Annotated in this window: 29 protein-coding genes; all 29 read right to left on the bottom strand. The window is 56.9% G+C overall.

Annotated elements, in window-relative coordinates; all coding sequences use genetic code 11:
• Positions 1-71: 71 nt before the first annotated feature.
• Positions 72-1,355, bottom strand: coding sequence for a hemolysin family protein (locus OGM81_09715; protein UYJ42616.1), 1,284 nt, complete (start codon positions 1,353-1,355; stop codon positions 72-74).
• Positions 1,356-1,594: 239 nt separating this feature from the next.
• Entirely contained in the window at positions 1,595-1,936 is a 342-nt protein-coding gene (gene rplQ / locus OGM81_09710; protein UYJ42615.1) for a 50S ribosomal protein L17, read from the bottom strand.
• Positions 1,937-1,984: 48 nt separating this feature from the next.
• Positions 1,985-2,944: a DNA-directed RNA polymerase subunit alpha gene (locus OGM81_09705; protein UYJ42614.1), complete on the bottom strand. Its 960-nt coding sequence runs from the start codon at positions 2,942-2,944 to the stop codon at positions 1,985-1,987.
• 72 nt (positions 2,945-3,016) lie between these two features.
• The gene (gene rpsD, locus OGM81_09700; protein ID UYJ42613.1) at positions 3,017-3,619 is read right to left on the bottom strand and encodes a 30S ribosomal protein S4; all 603 of its coding nucleotides are present in this window, start codon (positions 3,617-3,619) and stop codon (positions 3,017-3,019) included.
• 20 nt (positions 3,620-3,639) lie between these two features.
• The gene (gene rpsK, locus OGM81_09695; protein UYJ42612.1) at positions 3,640-4,044 is read right to left on the bottom strand and encodes a 30S ribosomal protein S11; all 405 of its coding nucleotides are present in this window, start codon (positions 4,042-4,044) and stop codon (positions 3,640-3,642) included.
• 14 nt (positions 4,045-4,058) lie between these two features.
• The gene (gene rpsM / locus OGM81_09690) at positions 4,059-4,430 is read right to left on the bottom strand and encodes a 30S ribosomal protein S13 (protein ID UYJ42611.1); all 372 of its coding nucleotides are present in this window, start codon (positions 4,428-4,430) and stop codon (positions 4,059-4,061) included.
• Positions 4,431-4,543: 113 nt separating this feature from the next.
• Positions 4,544-4,657 carry a 50S ribosomal protein L36 gene (gene rpmJ / locus OGM81_09685; GenBank protein ID UYJ42610.1) on the bottom strand — a complete coding sequence of 38 codons (114 nt, stop codon included), beginning with the start codon at positions 4,655-4,657 and terminating at the stop codon, positions 4,544-4,546.
• A 30-nt stretch (positions 4,658-4,687) separates the two neighbouring features.
• The gene (gene infA, locus OGM81_09680) at positions 4,688-4,924 is read right to left on the bottom strand and encodes a translation initiation factor IF-1 (GenBank protein ID UYJ42609.1); all 237 of its coding nucleotides are present in this window, start codon (positions 4,922-4,924) and stop codon (positions 4,688-4,690) included.
• 26 nt (positions 4,925-4,950) lie between these two features.
• The gene (locus OGM81_09675) at positions 4,951-5,202 is read right to left on the bottom strand and encodes a KOW domain-containing RNA-binding protein (GenBank protein UYJ42608.1); all 252 of its coding nucleotides are present in this window, start codon (positions 5,200-5,202) and stop codon (positions 4,951-4,953) included.
• Positions 5,190-5,963, bottom strand: coding sequence for a type I methionyl aminopeptidase (map, locus tag OGM81_09670; protein ID UYJ42607.1), 774 nt, complete (start codon positions 5,961-5,963; stop codon positions 5,190-5,192). The genes OGM81_09675 and map overlap by 13 nt, the downstream gene beginning before the upstream one ends.
• 5 nt (positions 5,964-5,968) lie before the next feature.
• Positions 5,969-6,601 carry an adenylate kinase gene (locus OGM81_09665; GenBank protein UYJ42606.1) on the bottom strand — a complete coding sequence of 211 codons (633 nt, stop codon included), beginning with the start codon at positions 6,599-6,601 and terminating at the stop codon, positions 5,969-5,971.
• Positions 6,602-6,616: 15 nt separating this feature from the next.
• Positions 6,617-7,921, bottom strand: a complete 1,305-nt coding sequence (secY, locus tag OGM81_09660; protein ID UYJ42605.1) for a preprotein translocase subunit SecY — start codon at positions 7,919-7,921, stop codon at positions 6,617-6,619.
• Position 7,922: 1 nt separating this feature from the next.
• The gene (rplO, locus tag OGM81_09655; GenBank protein UYJ42604.1) at positions 7,923-8,360 is read right to left on the bottom strand and encodes a 50S ribosomal protein L15; all 438 of its coding nucleotides are present in this window, start codon (positions 8,358-8,360) and stop codon (positions 7,923-7,925) included.
• Positions 8,361-8,377: 17 nt separating this feature from the next.
• Positions 8,378-8,557 (bottom strand): 50S ribosomal protein L30, encoded by a 180-nt coding sequence (gene rpmD / locus OGM81_09650; GenBank protein UYJ42603.1) that lies wholly within the window; start codon positions 8,555-8,557, stop codon positions 8,378-8,380.
• A gap of 13 nt (positions 8,558-8,570) precedes the next feature.
• The gene (gene rpsE, locus OGM81_09645) at positions 8,571-9,074 is read right to left on the bottom strand and encodes a 30S ribosomal protein S5 (protein ID UYJ42602.1); all 504 of its coding nucleotides are present in this window, start codon (positions 9,072-9,074) and stop codon (positions 8,571-8,573) included.
• A 16-nt stretch (positions 9,075-9,090) separates the two neighbouring features.
• On the bottom strand, positions 9,091-9,450 hold the full coding sequence (gene rplR / locus OGM81_09640) for a 50S ribosomal protein L18 (protein ID UYJ42601.1): 360 nt from the start codon (positions 9,448-9,450) through the stop codon (positions 9,091-9,093).
• Positions 9,451-9,468: 18 nt separating this feature from the next.
• Positions 9,469-10,017, bottom strand: a complete 549-nt coding sequence (gene rplF, locus OGM81_09635; GenBank protein UYJ42600.1) for a 50S ribosomal protein L6 — start codon at positions 10,015-10,017, stop codon at positions 9,469-9,471.
• 16 nt (positions 10,018-10,033) lie between these two features.
• Positions 10,034-10,432, bottom strand: coding sequence for a 30S ribosomal protein S8 (rpsH, locus tag OGM81_09630; protein ID UYJ42599.1), 399 nt, complete (start codon positions 10,430-10,432; stop codon positions 10,034-10,036).
• A gap of 66 nt (positions 10,433-10,498) precedes the next feature.
• Positions 10,499-10,684, bottom strand: a complete 186-nt coding sequence (locus OGM81_09625; GenBank protein ID UYJ42598.1) for a type Z 30S ribosomal protein S14 — start codon at positions 10,682-10,684, stop codon at positions 10,499-10,501.
• 14 nt (positions 10,685-10,698) lie between these two features.
• Complete coding sequence (rplE, locus tag OGM81_09620; GenBank protein UYJ42597.1) at positions 10,699-11,238, bottom strand: 50S ribosomal protein L5; 540 nt, start codon at positions 11,236-11,238, stop codon at positions 10,699-10,701.
• Between the two features lie 14 nt (positions 11,239-11,252).
• Positions 11,253-11,567 (bottom strand): 50S ribosomal protein L24, encoded by a 315-nt coding sequence (gene rplX / locus OGM81_09615; protein UYJ42596.1) that lies wholly within the window; start codon positions 11,565-11,567, stop codon positions 11,253-11,255.
• A gap of 15 nt (positions 11,568-11,582) precedes the next feature.
• Positions 11,583-11,951 carry a 50S ribosomal protein L14 gene (gene rplN / locus OGM81_09610; protein UYJ42595.1) on the bottom strand — a complete coding sequence of 123 codons (369 nt, stop codon included), beginning with the start codon at positions 11,949-11,951 and terminating at the stop codon, positions 11,583-11,585.
• Between the two features lie 33 nt (positions 11,952-11,984).
• A complete protein-coding gene (gene rpsQ / locus OGM81_09605; protein UYJ42594.1) occupies positions 11,985-12,239 on the bottom strand; it encodes a 30S ribosomal protein S17 in 255 nt (84 codons plus the stop codon).
• A gap of 15 nt (positions 12,240-12,254) precedes the next feature.
• On the bottom strand, positions 12,255-12,452 hold the full coding sequence (rpmC, locus tag OGM81_09600; GenBank protein UYJ42593.1) for a 50S ribosomal protein L29: 198 nt from the start codon (positions 12,450-12,452) through the stop codon (positions 12,255-12,257).
• Positions 12,449-12,889, bottom strand: a complete 441-nt coding sequence (gene rplP / locus OGM81_09595) for a 50S ribosomal protein L16 (GenBank protein ID UYJ42592.1) — start codon at positions 12,887-12,889, stop codon at positions 12,449-12,451. Before rplP ends, rpmC begins: the two co-directional genes overlap by 4 nt.
• Entirely contained in the window at positions 12,889-13,593 is a 705-nt protein-coding gene (gene rpsC, locus OGM81_09590; protein ID UYJ42591.1) for a 30S ribosomal protein S3, read from the bottom strand. The genes rplP and rpsC overlap by 1 nt, the downstream gene beginning before the upstream one ends.
• A gap of 12 nt (positions 13,594-13,605) precedes the next feature.
• Complete coding sequence (gene rplV, locus OGM81_09585; protein UYJ42590.1) at positions 13,606-13,941, bottom strand: 50S ribosomal protein L22; 336 nt, start codon at positions 13,939-13,941, stop codon at positions 13,606-13,608.
• 17 nt (positions 13,942-13,958) lie between these two features.
• On the bottom strand, positions 13,959-14,234 hold the full coding sequence (gene rpsS, locus OGM81_09580; GenBank protein ID UYJ42589.1) for a 30S ribosomal protein S19: 276 nt from the start codon (positions 14,232-14,234) through the stop codon (positions 13,959-13,961).
• 16 nt (positions 14,235-14,250) lie between these two features.
• Positions 14,251-15,081 carry a 50S ribosomal protein L2 gene (rplB, locus tag OGM81_09575; protein UYJ42588.1) on the bottom strand — a complete coding sequence of 277 codons (831 nt, stop codon included), beginning with the start codon at positions 15,079-15,081 and terminating at the stop codon, positions 14,251-14,253.
• Between the last annotated feature and the right edge of the window lie 65 nt (positions 15,082-15,146).

The raw sequence follows: 15,146 nt of genomic DNA, 5'->3' as shown, positions 1-15,146 counted from the left end.
ACAAATTAATTTAAAATTTGCAGCAAAAAAGGCTCCCGCCAAAATCTGGCGGGAGCCTTGCTGTGTTATATTTACTTTTTGTGCTCAGGTTCTTCGGGTTCTTTGCGCGGGGTCAGGCGGACTTCCTGGACGCGGCGGTTGGTGGCACGGGTGACGGTGCCCTCAAACTGGCCCCAGGTGAAGCGGTCGCCTACCTTAGGCAGGCGGCTGAGCTTTTCCTGCACCAGGCCGCCGATGGCCACAGCGTCGATCTCTTCCTCGTCCTTGTCTTTGACGTCCAGCTCTTCGGCAACATCGTCCACGCTGGCGCTGCCGGAGACCAGCCAGCTGCCGTCGGTCTGATGGCGGATGTCCTCCACCACGTCATCGTGTTCGTCCCAGATCTCGCCGACCAGCTCTTCCAGGATGTCCTCCAGCGTGATGATGCCAGCGGTGCCGCCGTATTCATCCACGACCACGGCCATATGGTGTTTGCTTTCCCGCAGGGTGCGCAGCAAGGCGGAGATCTGGGTCACACTGGTAGTGTACAGCGTAGGTCCGATGAGATTCTCCAGTTTGACGTTGTTGTCCCGCTTTTGCAACGCGGCAAAGCAATCCTTCTCATGCACAACGCCGATGATGTTGTCGATCGTCTCGTGGTAGACCGGAAGGCGCGAATAGCCGCTCTCGGCGAAGCGCTCGGTCACTTCCTCCATGGGGGTATCGTCCGCTACGGCCACCACGTCCACGCGGGGCGTCAGGACGTCCTGGGCTTCCACGTCATCAAACTCAATGGCACTGCGGATCAGCTCGCTCTCGCGATTGGTCAGCTCGCCGTCTTTCTCGGCTTCGCTGACCATCGTGACCAGCTCGCCTTCGGTGATGGTGTCCTTCTCCCCTGCATTGAAGCGGCGGGCCAGGAAGTTTTTCCAGGCGCCGAACAGCATGTTAAGCGGCGTAAAGATCGTAACCAGAAAGCCCAGCACCGGCGCGAAGGCCATGGCCATGGTTTCGGGCATTTCCTTTGCCATACTTTTGGGGGTGATTTCGCCAAAAGTCAGGACCAGCAGGGTCATGACAATGGTGGAAACCGTAGGGCCGTAGGTATTGCCCACCAGGCGGCTGAACAATACGGTGGCAAGCGAGGACGCACCGATGTTTACGATATTATTTCCAATCAGGATCGTGCTGAGCAGGCTGTCGTAACGCTGTGCCAGCCCCAGCACCTTGGCGGCTTGCCTGTCGCCATCATCAGCCTTGCTTTTCAGGCGGATCTGATTCAGCGAATTGTACGCTGTTTCAGCCGCTGAGAAGAAGGCCGACATACCAATCAGAATCACCAGTGCGACGATCATAAATATACTGCCATCGTCCATGAGAGAACTATCAACTCTTTCTTTGTTTTATTTATGTACAGAAATATACATTTTAATTATTATATCATAGATATGCACACTACGCAAAGGGTGTGCTGTCAAATTTTTGTAAAAAAACGCTTTGACCAAAATTTGAGTTTCTTCAGCGCTTTCTTTGCAAAGAAGGAACAAAAGCAAACAAAAACAGCGCCTGCCCAAACGAACAAGCGCTGCTTTTATATCAAACTATTCTGATGAAATCAGACGAGCTCGATGATAGCCATCTCGGCGGCGTCACCGCGGCGAGGGCCGGTCTTGTAGATGCGGGTGTAACCACCGTTGCGATCAGCATACTTGGGGCCGATCTCGTCGATGACCTTCTTGGCGACATCTTCCTTGGTGATGTAGGAGTAGACCTGACGCTTAGCGTGCAGATCTTCCTGCTTACCGAGGGTGACCATCTTCTCTGCCATGGAACGAACTTCCTTGGCGCGGGTAACGGTGGTCTCGATCTTGCCGTTCTCGAACAGATAGGTCACCATCGCGCGCAGCATTGCCTTGCGGCTGTCGGTGGTACGACCGAGTTTTCTGGTACCGGGCATTCCGTTTCACTCCTTAAATATCAAATGGTATCCGCGTGTCGCGGGGGGTTAGTTTTCATCGTCCTTGGTCAGAGAGAAACCAAGACTATCCAGCTTGGCCATGACCTCTTCGAGACTCTTACGGCCCAAGTTACGGACCTTCATCATCTCATCCTCGCTCTTGTTGATGAGGTCGCCGACAGTGTTGATGCCAGCGCGCTTCAGGCAGTTGAAGGAGCGGACACTCAGATCCAGCTCTTCAATCGTCATCTCCAGCGCCTTTTCGCGACCCTGGTCGTCGTTATCGACCATGATCTCGGTCTCGCCGGTCTCATCGCAGAGGTTCACAAACAGGTTCAGGTGCTCGGTCAGCACACGGGCCGCCAGGCTCAGGGCTTCCTGTGCGTTGATGGTACCATCGGTCCAGACCTCGATAATGAGCTTGTCATAGTCGGTGATCTGGCCAACGCGGGTACGGTCAACGGTGTAGTTGGCCTTGAGGACGGGGGTATAAATGCTGTCTACGGGCAGGGTGCTGATGTCGTTCTTCTCGATCAGCGCCTGCTTGTTTTTCTCAGCAGGGACATAGCCGCGGCCCTTATCAAAGGTCAGCTCCATGACCAGCTTAGCCCCCTCGCCCAGGGTAGCAATGTGCCACTCAGGGTTCAGGATCTCCAGGTCATCGCCAGCCTTGATGCTGCCGGCAGTGACCTCGCAGGGGCCGACGGCCTCCACACGGACGGTCTTGGGGCTTTCGCCGTAGATCTTAGCGGCGACGCCTTTGAGGTTCAGGACGATCTCGGTTACATCCTCACGCACGCCCTCGATGGTGGAAAACTCATGCACCACGCCGTCGATCTTGACGCTGGTGACAGCCACACCGGGCAGAGAGGACAGAAGCACTCGACGCAAGCTGTTGCCCAAGGTCGTGCCAAAGCCGCGCTCCAGCGGCTCGACAACGAACTTACCGTAGCGGCCGTCCGGGGAAAGGTTGGCCGTTTCGATCTTGGGGCGTTCGATCTCCATCATAAAAACCCTCCTTGTTTCGCTGGCGCAGCGCGCCAGTCAGGTTGGAAAAATCGTAGAATAAAGCTAAGAGGATTACTTGGAGTACAACTCGACGATGAGGTGCTCAGCGATGGGCACATCGATGTCCTCACGAACGGGCAGCTTGGTAACAGTGCCCTTCAGAGCGTTCTTGTCGCGCTCCAGCCAAGAAGGCAGCAGCACAACGGGAGCTTCCTCGCCCAGCAGCTTGCTGAACTTGACGGAAGAACGGCTGGACTCGACGACCTCGATCACATCGCCCGCCTTAACCTGGTAAGAGGGGATGTTGACACGCTTGCCATTGACAGTGAAATGATTGTGGGAAACCAGCTGGCGAGCGTCGCGGCGGGTCTTGGCAAAGCCAAGACGGTAAACGACGTTGTCCAGGCGGCGCTCAACCAGAACCAGCAGGTTGACACCGGTCTGACCGGGCATACGGCTGGCCTTCTCGTAGTAGGTATGGAACTGGCTCTCCAGGATACCGTACACGAACTTGACCTTCTGCTTCTCGTTGAGCTGGGTGGCGTACTCGCTCTTCTTCTTTCTCATCTGGCCGCCGGGGTTACGGTTGGTGGTTTTCTTACCATAGCCCATAACAGCAGGAGAAATGCCGAGAGCACGGCAGCGCTTGGCGATAGGTTGGGTATTTTTAGCCATAACTCAAATTCTCCTTTCAATCAAACGCGGCGGCGTTTGGGCGGGCGGCAGCCATTGTGCGGGATGGGGGTCACGTCACGGATCATGGTGACCTCCAGGCCGGTTGCCTGCAGGGCGCGGATGGCGCTTTCACGGCCGGAACCGGGGCCCTTGACGTAGACCTCAACGGTCTTCATGCCATGCTCGATGGCGGCCTTGGCGGCGACCTCAGCAGCGCTCTGCGCAGCGTAAGGGGTGCTCTTGCGGGAGCCACGGAAGTTCAGTGCACCAGTGCTGCACCAGGAAACGGTGTTGCCCTGAGTATCGGTGATGGTCACGATGGTATTGTTGAAAGTGCTCTGGATGTGAGCAGCACCGGCGCTGATATTCTTGCGCTCTCTCTTTTTAGTGCGGGTTTTTGCCGCAGTAGCTTTGTTAGCAGCCATGTCTCAGTTCCTCCTTACTTCTTTTTGTTCGCGACAGTGCGCTTGGGACCTTTGCAGGTACGCGCATTGGTCTTAGTGCGCTGGCCGCGGCAGGGAAGACCCTTGCGATGGCGCACACCACGGTAGCACTGGATCTCGGTCAGACGCTTGATGTCAAGCGCGACGTTACGGCGCAGATCGCCTTCTACCATGATGTTGTTTTTGTCGATGTAGTCACGGATCTTAGCTTCTTCATCAGCAGTCAGATCCTTGACGCGGGTATCAGGGTTAATTCCGGTACCGGCGAGAATCTCGTCGGCAGTGGACTGACCAATACCATAAACATAAGTCAGACCAACCTCGATCCGCTTCTCGCGAGGCAGATCAACACCAGCAATACGTGCCATAAAGCACCTCCATTAGTAACATCCCATGTCCTGGTCGGGGCCTGCGCCGGGAATCTACGCACTTGGCCCCCAAGCGTTTTGGGTACGGTTTCCGCGGAATGATCCGCGGACCTTTAGCCCTGACGCTGCTTATGCTTCGGATTGGCACAAATGATCATCACGCGGCCTTTGCGCTTGATGACTTTGCACTTCTCGCAAATGGGTTTCACGGAAGGTTTTACCTTCATGATGTTAACCTCCTTTATAACACAAGGCGCTTATTTAGAACGCCAGGTGATCCGGGCTTTGGTCAGGTCGTAGGGCGACATTTCCATGGTGACCTTGTCGCCGGGCAGGATGCGGATGAAGTTCGTCCGCAATTTGCCGGAAATGTGAGCCATAACAACGTGTCCGTTGGGCTTACCCTCTTTGTTGAGCAGCTCGACCTTGAACACCGTGTTGGGCATGGCTTCCCGTACGATACCTTCTACTTCGATGACATCTTCTTTAGACAAGCTGATTGCCTCCTTGAAGGGTTCCGTCAGTTTGCACAGGCCGCATCGTAAGCGGCGATGGCATCACTGAGTTGTTGATCGCTTTTCAGAAGCTCGTTCGCGAGAACGGTGGTCGTGGGGGCGACATGCTTCGCCTTTTTACGCTTCGGGTCTCCTACCTTACGCAGGTTTCCGTCGGCCAGCAGAAGCATCTCTCCTTCCACTTCCAAAACAGCCAGGGTGCGGGTTTTGTCCCTTCCCGCTTTGGAGCGGACCAGTTGGCCTTTTACAAAGTCCATCCGGGTTCCTCCCAGCCGTAGGTCAGGACTTCGGCGCCGCCAGCTGTGATCGCCATGGTGTGCTCGAAATGAGCAGCCAAGCCGCCATCACAGGTTTTGACCGTCCAGCCGTCCTTTAACGTCTTTACCGCGTACTTGTACTGGCAAACCATCGGTTCGATAGCGATGCACATGCCGGGCACCAGCCGCGGACCGCGTCCGGCGTTGCCGAAGTTCGGCACTTCAGGGTCCTCATGCAGCTCTTTGCCGACGCCATGGCCGACGAAGCTGCGGACGACCGAGAAGCCGTTCTCCTCGACGTAGCTCTGAACAGCATGTCCGATATCCCCTACCCGGTTGCCGCCGCGCGCCATTTCAATGCCGCGATGCAGGCTTTCCTTGGTAACGTCCAGCAGTCGCTGGGCTTCCAGGTCGATCTTGCCGCACGCATAGGTGCAGGCATTATCGCCATTGAAGCCATCGATCTTGCAGCCGGTATCGATCGAAACGATGTCGCCGGGGCGAATCTGCTGCTGACGGCTGGGGATGCCGTGAATGACAGTGTCGTTCACGCTGATGCACGCCGTGGCCGGGAAGCCATACAGGTGCAGAAAGTTAGGTCTTGCACCGTGGCGCACGATAAAGTCGTAGATGATTTTGTCGATCTCTGCCGTGGTAATACCCGGCTCGATCGCCTCGCCGCCGGCCTTGAGTGCAGCCGCGCTGATCGCACAGGCTTTCCGCATTTTCTCAAGTTCAGCAGCATTCTTGATTTGGATCATGGATTTTAAGCCTCCAAAAGCTTGAGCAGGAACGCGGTGGTAGCCTCGATAGACCCCTGGTCGGGAACCTCGACGAGCTTACCGCGCTGGCGATAGAACTCAACCAGCGGTTCGGTCTGCTCGTGATAGGCTTTCAAGCGGTCCAGCACGGTGGCGGGCTCGTCATCCTTGCGAATGGCCAACTCACCGCCGCAGCGGTCACACACGCCCTCTTTGGCGCTGGGTTTGTTGATGATGTGATAGCTTGCACCACATTTGGCGCAGACGCGGCGGCCAGACATGCGCTTGGTAATGGCCTCATCGGGAACGATCAGGTTCACGACCTTGTCGATCTCCACACCCATCTTCTCCAGGGCTTCGCCCTGGGCGATGGTGCGCGGCATACCGTCAAGGATAAAGCCATTCACGCAGTCAGGCTGTGCCAGGCGCTCTTTCACGATTCCGACGATGACATCATCGGGAACCAGAGCACCGGCGTCCATAAAGCTTTTTGCCTTTTGCCCCATAGGGGTGCCGTCTTTCACGGCGGCACGCAGAATATTACCGGTCGAAATGGTAGGGATTGCCAGTTTATCGCAGAGGATTTCTGCCTGGGTGCCCTTACCGGCGCCGGGGGCGCCCAAAAGGATCAGTTTCATCGTACATTCCCTTTCTTATTCCAAGAACCCTTTGTGATGGCGGGCAGTCATATAGCCTTCCAGGGAACGACCGGTCTCCAGGGCAACGCCGACCACGATAAGCAGGCTCGTACCACCCAGCTGGATGGACGTGCCGGTGATGTTACCGAGGATGATGGGCAGGCCTGCGACGATCGCCAGGAAGATGGCGCCGATCAGAGTGATCTTGGACAGCGTCTTGGTGATGAAATCGCTGGTGGGCTTGCCCGGGCGGATGCCGGGGATGGTGCCGTTGTTCTTGCGGAGCTGGTTGGCAATATCAACGGGGTTGTACTGGATCGCAACGTAGAAGTAGTTGAACGCAACGATCAGCAGCACGTAAACGATGAGATAGAGCACGCTGTTGTAGTTGAACGCGCTGAAGAAAGCATACAGGGCCGGATGATCAGCCGCACTCAGGTTGATGAAGCGGAAGATCAGGCCGGGCAGGCTGCACAGGGTCGAAGCGAAGATGATGGGCATAACGCCAGTCATGTTCACCTTGATGGGGATGTAGCTAGCCTGACCGCCGTACATCTTACGGCCGACCACACGCTTGGCATACTGGACAGGGATGCGGCGCTCTGCGTTCGTCAGAATGACGACGAAGATCACGGCAGCCAGGGCCAGCAGAACCAGTGCGGGCAGGAAGATGTAGAACTGCGGCTCGCCGTTGCTTGCACGGGCCAAAATGTTGGTGACAGCACTGTAGATGCTGGACCAGCGGGCCACGATACCGGCGAAAATCATCAGCGAGATACCATTGCCGATACCCTTGGAATCGATCTGGTTGCCCAGCCAAGTGCACAGCTGAGATCCTGCCGTAAAGGACAGGATGATAACAACAGCGCTGAAGATGCCTGCGAAGCCCTCAGTATAGGAGAGGGCGCCCATGTTGCGGATGATGAAGTAGTAGCCGATGGACAGCATCAGACCGATACCCGCGCCAACATAGTTGGTGATGCGGCGCATCTTGCGCTGACCTTCTTCGCCTTCCTTGGCGAGGTTTTCCAGATACGGAATAGCTACTGCCAGCAGCTGCATGATGATGGAGGCATTGATGGCGGGCTGGACACCCAGGGCGAAAAGTGTACATTCGCTCAGAGCTCCGCCGCTCATCATGTTCAGATACTCCAGCATATCGCCGGTACCACCGGCGAACATGGTGGACAGCGCACCGGCACTGATGTACGGCACCGGAACTGCGCAGCCCAAACGGAACAGGACGAGGATCAGAAGGGTGAAAAGAAGCCGCTTGCGGAGATCATCGATCTTCCATGCATTACGGAAGGTTTCAAACACCTTACATCACCTCAGCCTTCCCGCCAGCTTTCTCGATTTTTTCTTTGGCGGAGGCCGTGTAAGCGGCAACCTTGACGTTGACAGCCTTGGTCAGCTCGCCATTGCCCAGGACCTTAACGCCGTCCAGCGTCTTGGAGATGATGCCGGCGTTCAGCAGAGCCTCGGTGTCGACGGTCGCACCAGCCTCGAACTTCTCGAGGTCGGATACCTTAATGGTAACATACTTGGTTGCGAAAATGTTGTTGAAGCCGCGCTTCGGCAGACGACGCTGCAGAGGCATCTGGCCGCCTTCGAAGCCGGCCTTCTTGACACCGGAGCGAGCCTTCTGGCCCTTGTGGCCGAAGCCAGCGGTCTTGCCGTTGCCGGAGCCAGCACCGCGGCCCTTGCGGGTCACAGCCTTACGGGCGCCAGCGGACGCTTTCAGTTCGTGAAGTTTCATGCTTGCACCTCCTTGCATTATGCCTTGGTAACGACAACCAGGTGGGCGATCTTAGCGATCTTGCCCTGGGTGGCTGCGTTGTCAGGCTGCTCGGTAACCTCACCGGGGCGGTTCAGGCCCAGGGAGTGGGCAACGGCGATCTGCTCTTTGCCGCGGCCGATCAGGCTCTTGGCGAGACGAATGGTAACTTTTTCCATTGTAATACCCTCCTTAGCCCAGGATCTCGGCAACGGTCTTGCCGCGCTTGGCAGCGACGCTCTCGGCGTCGGTCAGGCCGCACAGGCCAGCGAAGGTAGCAGCAGTGACGTTGATGGGGTTGTTGGAGCGCAGGCTCTTGGCACGAATGTCCTTAATGCCAGCGCACTCGAGGACGGCACGGACGGGGCCGCCGGCCAGAACGCCGGTACCGGGGGCAGCGGGACGCATCAGAACGCGGCCTGCGCCGAACTCGCCGACGATCTCGTGAGGAATGGTGCTGCCCTTCAGGCAGACCTTGCGCATGTTCTTCTTGGCAGCGCCCTCACCCTTGCGGATAGCCTCGGGAACTTCGCCGGACTTGCCGACGCCGTAACCGATGTTGCCCTTGCCGTCGCCAACGACAATCAGAGCAGCGAACTTCATAACGCGGCCGCCCTTGACAGTCTTGGAAACACGGTTGATGGAGACGACCTTGGTGATCATGCCGTCATCTTCTTGTCTTCTCTGCATGGCCATAGTATCTTCTCCCTCCTTACAGCTTCAGGCCGGCTTCGCGGGCACCCTCAGCGAGCGCCTGAACGCGGCCCTGGTAGACGAAACCGCCGCGGTCATAGACCACTTCGGTAATGCCCTTTTCAAGGCACTTCTTGGCGATGGCCTCGCCAACCTTCTTAGCGGCCTCAATATTGCCGCCGTAAGCGTTGAAATCTTTGTCCATGCTGGATGCGCTGGCCAGGGTAACGCCCTGGACATCATCGATGACCTGAGCGTAGATGTGCTTGGCAGAGCGGAAAACATCCAGACGGGGACGCTCGGCAGTGCCGCTGATCTTGCCGCGGACACGGCGGTGACGGCGCAGACGAGCAACGTTCTTATCAGCCTTATTGACCATAATGTTTCTCCTCTCCTATTATTTACCCTTGCCGGCTTTGCCTTCCTTACGGATGACATACTCGCCAACATAGCGGATGCCCTTGCCCTTGTACGGCTCGGGCGGGCGCTTGCCACGGACTTCGGCAGCGTACTGGCCGACTTCCTGCTTGTCGATACCGACGATGCTGAAGTGCAGAGCATCTTTCAGCTCGATCTTGATGGTATCGGTCTCCTCAAACTCAACGGGATGAGAGAAGCCCAGGGTCAGGGTCAGCTTGTTGCCCTGCTTAGCAGCACGGTAGCCAACGCCCTGGATCTCCAGGTCCTTGCGGAAGCCCTCGGTAACACCGACGACCATGTTGTGGATGAGGGTGCGGGTCAGGCCATGGAGGCTGCGGGCCTCCTTCTCGTCATTAGGACGGGTAACCAAAATCTCATTGCCCTCGACGGCAACAGTCATCAGAGGATGAAATTTGGAATGCAGGGTACCCTTGGGGCCCTTAACGGTGATGGCGTGCTCGGCCGCATCGACCTTAACTTCCACACCGGCGGGAATGACGATGGGTTTTCTTCCAATTCTCGACATTGTCTATACCCCTTTCTTACCACACAAAGGCGAGAACTTCACCGCCAACGTGAGCTGCACGGGCAGCCTTGTCGGTCATGACGCCTTTAGAAGTGGAGATGATTGCGGTGCCCAGGCCCTTCATGACCTTGGGCATATCTTCGCAGTTGGTGTAAATACGCAGGCCCGGCTTGGAAACGCGCTTCAGGCCAGCGATGACCGGAGTACCGTTCTCCTGGTACTTCAGGGTCAGGGTGATAGTCCCCTGCTTGTTGTCCTCGGTCACTTTCATACCCTTGATGTAACCCTCATCAACCAGGATCTGGCAGATAGCCTTCTTCAGGTTGGAAGCAGGGATTTCCACGGAAGGGTGTTTGGCAGTGCTTGCGTTGCGGATGCGGGTCAGCAGGTCCGCGATAGGATCGGTGATTTGCATGCCACTAACCTCCTTAGGTTGTGTTTAAGAGTGTTGTTATTCGTTCAGACAGAAGCAATCAAGGGCTTACCAGGAAGCCTTCTTGACGCCGGGGATCTCGCCCTTGTAAGCCAGCTCACGGAAGCAGATACGGCAGACACCGTACTTGCGCAGGTAAGCATGGGGACGACCGCAGATCTTGCAGCGGTTGTAAGCGCGGGTCGAGAACTTGGCAGGTGCCTGCTGCTTGAGCTTCATAGAAAGTTTTGCCATTAGAGTTCCCTCCCTTAGTTAGCGAACGGAGCGCCCAGAGCCTTCAGCAGCTCCTTGGCTTCCTCGTCGGTCTTAGCGGTGGTAACGAAGCAGATGTCCATGCCGCGGATCGCGTCAACCTTGTCGAAGTCGATCTCGGGGAAGATAATCTGTTCCTTCAGGCCGAAGGCGTAGTTGCCGCGGCCGTCGAAGGAGTTGCCGTTGATGCCGCGGAAGTCGCGAACACGAGGCAGAGCAACGTTGAACAGACGATCAACGAACTCGTACATACGCTCACCACGCAGGGTGACCTTTGCGCCGATGGGCATGCCCTCGCGCAGTTTGAAGTTTGCGACGCTCTTGCGAGCCTTGCAAACGATGGCCTTCTGGCCGGTGATCTGGCCCAGGTCGGCGACGATGGCGTCGATGACCTTAGCGTTCTCTTTAGCTTCGCCAGCAGCAACGTTGATGATGACCTTATCCAGCTTGGGGATCTGCATAACGCTCTTGTAGCCGAACTTCTTGTTCAGGGCCGGAGCGATCTCGTTGACATACTGTTCTTTCAAACGTGCCATTGTGTACTCCTCCCTTACAGTTCAGCGCCGCACTTGCGGCAAACGCGGACGGTCTTGCCGTCCTTGACAGAATGACCAACGCGGGTAGCCTTGCCGCACTTGGGGCAAACAGGCATAACCTTGCAGGCGTAGATAGCGCCCTCGGCCTTGACAATGCCGCCCTGCTCACCCTGACGGCGAGGCTTGACGTGCTTGGTGACCATGTTCAGGCCTTCCACGATGACCTTGCCCTCTTTCGGGGAGGTCTGCAGGACCTTACCGGTCTTGCCCTTGTCCTTGCCGGAGATGACCATAACGTTGTCGCCGGTTTTAACATGAAGATTATTCATTTAATTAAAACCTCCTTACAGCGATTCGGGAGCCAGGCTCAGGATCTTGGTGAAGCCGGCATCGCGCAGCTCGCGAGCGACGGGTCCAAAGATACGAGTGCCCTTGGGGCTCTTGTCGGCCATGACGATAACGGCGGCGTTCTCATCGAAACGGATGTAGGAGCCGTCATCACGACGCAGGCCATGCTTGCTACGGACGATGACGGCCTTGACCACGTCGCCCTTCTTTACAGTGCCACCGGGAGCAGCTTTCTTGACGCTGCAAACCACGATGTCGCCGATGTTTGCGTATCTCTTGCGGGTACCGCCCAGTACACGGAAGCACATTAACTCCTTAGCACCGGTATTGTCGGCCACTTTGAGATAAGTTTGCATCTGAACCATCTTTCAGGTCCTCCTTTCAAAGTACCAGGCTGATTATTTTGCTTTCTCGATGATCTTGACGAGACGCCAGTTGACTTCCTTGGAAATCTTGCGGGTCTCCATGATCTCAACGCGGTCGCCGATGCCGGCTTCGTTGTTTTCGTCATGGGCCTTGAACTTCTTGGTGCGCTTCAGGATCTTCTTGTACAGAGGGTGCTGGACGCTGTCCTTAACAGCGACGACGATGGTCTTGTCCATCTTGTCGGAGACAACGACGCCCACACGGGTCTTTCTCAGATTACGTTCCATGTTTTACCCTCCCTCTTACGCGTTTTTCGCATTCTTCTCAGCCAGGACGGTCATCACGCGGGCGATGTCCTTCTTAACGGCCTCGATGCGAATGGGGTTATCCAGCTGGTGGATGGTGTGCTGAAAGCGCAGGTTGAAGAGCTCGGCCTTCAGGTCCTTGAGCTGCTTGTTCAGCTCTACATCGGTCATTTCGCGCAGTTCAGTAGCTTTCATTCAGCGTCACCCTCCTTTACGGTGTCAAGCTCTTCACGCTTGACGAATTTGCAGCGGACCGGCAGCTTGTGGCTGGCCAGACGCAGAGCCTCGCGGGCAACATCCTCGCTGACATCAGCCAGCTCGAACAGCACGCGGCCCGGCTTAACGACGGCTACCCAGTACTCCGGGCTGCCTTTACCGGAACCCATTCGGGTGCCGGCCGGCTTCTCGGTGACGGGCTTGTCGGGGAAGATCTTGATCCAGACCTTACCACCACGCTTGATATAACGGGTCATAGCAACACGAGCTGCCTCGATCTGGTTGGAGGTGATCCAAGCCGGCTCGAGAGCAACCAGACCGTAATCGCCCTGGTTGACCTTGTTGCCACGCATGGCCTTACCGGTCATGCGGCCGCGCTGAACGCGGCGGTACTTAACACGCTTCGGCAGTAACATTACTGTTTGCCTCCTTCCTTCTTGGCGGGGGCTTTGGCGCCCTTCAGGATCTCGCCTTTGTAGATCCAAACCTTGACGCCAACCTTACCATAGGTGGTGTTGGCCTCGGCAAAGCCGTAGTCGATATCGGCGCGCAGAGTCTGCAGGGGGATGGTACCCTCATGGTAGCTCTCGGTGCGAGCGATGTCAGCGCCAGCCAGACGGCCGGAGCAGGTGACCTTGATACCCTTGGCAGGCGTGGCGCTGCGGTCACGGGGCTGCATGGCATTGCGGATAGCCTGCTTCATGGCGCGGCGGAAAGCGATACGGCGCTCCAGCTGAGAAGCGACGTCCTCAGCAACCAGCTGAGCGTTGGTGGAAGTGCCCTTGACCTCGATGATGTTGAGGTTGACGGCCTTGCCGGTCAGCTTTGCGAGCTGCTTCTCGATCTTAGCGCTCTCAGCACCGCCCTTGCCGATAACGATACCGGGCTTAGCGCAGAAGACATTGACCTTAACGCGGGGTGCGCCGGTCTGGCTGTCGACGGTACGCTCGATCTCGATCTTGGGGACGCCAGCAGCGTACAGCTGCTTCTTCAGGGTCTTGCGGATCTTGTGATCCTCGACCAGGGTGTCGCCGAATGCCTGCTTAGAGGTAAACCAGCGGCTGTCCCAATCTTTGATGACACCCACGCGCATGCCGTGGGGATTGACTTTCTGGCCCATTTGTTTACCTCCTTACTCTTTCTCTTTCAGCACAACAGTCATGTGGCTGGTGCGCTTCAGGATGCGGTATGCACGGCCCTGTGCGCGAGGCATGATGCGCTTGAGCGTGGGGCCGGGGCAGACGTAGCATTCTGCGACGTAGAGATTGTTGCGGTCCATGTTGAAGTTGTTTTCCGCATTAGCGGCAGCAGAGTTCACCAGTTTGAGAAGGGGCTCGCAGGCGGCCTTCGGGGTGTACTGCAGGATAGCCAGCGCTTCGTCCAGGGGTTTGTTACGGATGAGGTCCATCACGATCGAAACCTTGCGGGGACTAATGCGGGCGTAACGAAGAATTGCCCGTGCTTCCATTCGATGTTCCTCCTCTCTTATTTACCAGCGGTCTTGCCGCCGCCGTGGCCGGTGAATTTGCGGGTAGGTGCAAACTCGCCCAGCTTGTGGCCGACCATGTCCTCGGTGACGTATACGGGCACATGCTTGCGGCCGTCATGAACGGCGAAAGTGTGACCAACGAACTCGGGGAAGATGGTGGAGGAACGGCTCCAGGTCTTCACGACGCTCTTCTTGCCAGCCTCGTTCATAGCCTCGACCTTTTTGTACAGGGAAGGCAGAACGTAAGGGCCCTTCTTAGTGCTTCTAGACATTGTTCAATAACCTCCCTTAGCCGTTGGCGCGCTTGACAATGAACTTGTCGCTGCGGGCCTTGTGTTTGCGGGTCTTCAGGCCCAGAGCGGGCTTGCCCCACGGGGTACGCGGGCTGGAATGACCAACCGGGGCACGGCCTTCGCCACCGCCGTGCGGGTGATCGCAGGGGTTCATGACAGAACCACGGCTGCCGGGACGAACGCCCATGTGGCGCTTGCGGCCAGCCTTGCCCAGGTTGACGTTCTCGTGGTCGAGGTTAGAAACAACGCCGATGGTGGCGATGCAGTTCAGACGAACGTTGCGCATCTCGCCGGAGGGCAGACGAACCAGAGCGTAACCATTTTCCTTAGCCATCAGCTGAGCCATGACGCCAGCGGAACGGACCAGCTGGCCGCCCTTGCCGGGATACAGCTCAATGTTGTGGATCATGGTACCGACGGGGATGTTCTCGAAGGGCAGAGCGTTACCGGGCTTGATGTCGGCGTTGGGGCCGGCCATGACCTGGTCGCCAACCTTCAGACCATCGGGAGCCAGGATGTAGCTCTTGACGCCGTCCTCATACTCGATGAGGGCGATGAAGGCAGAACGGTTCGGATCGTACTCCAGAGTCTTGACAGTGGCAGGTACATCAAACTTGTTGCGCTTGAAGTCGATGACACGGTACTTGACGCGGTTGCCGCCGCCGTGATGGCGGACGGTGATCTTGCCGGTGTTGTTGCGGCCGGCATGCTTTTTCTTGGATTCGAGCAGGCTGCGCTCCGGGTCAACCTTGGACAGGACACTGTAATCAGTAACAGTCATGCCACGGCGACCGGGGGTAGTCGGCTTGTACTTCTTGATAGCCATGATGTTCTCCTTGTTGTTATCTTATGAATTATTCTCGGGGTCATATCCCCATAAGCGAACCCCTC

The organism is Oscillospiraceae bacterium (assembly GCA_025758045.1).
Classification (GTDB): Bacteria; Bacillota; Clostridia; order Oscillospirales; family Ruminococcaceae; genus Gemmiger.
The sequence above is the reverse complement of the archived record's forward strand: the minus strand, read 5'-3'. Positions and strand labels throughout refer to the sequence as shown.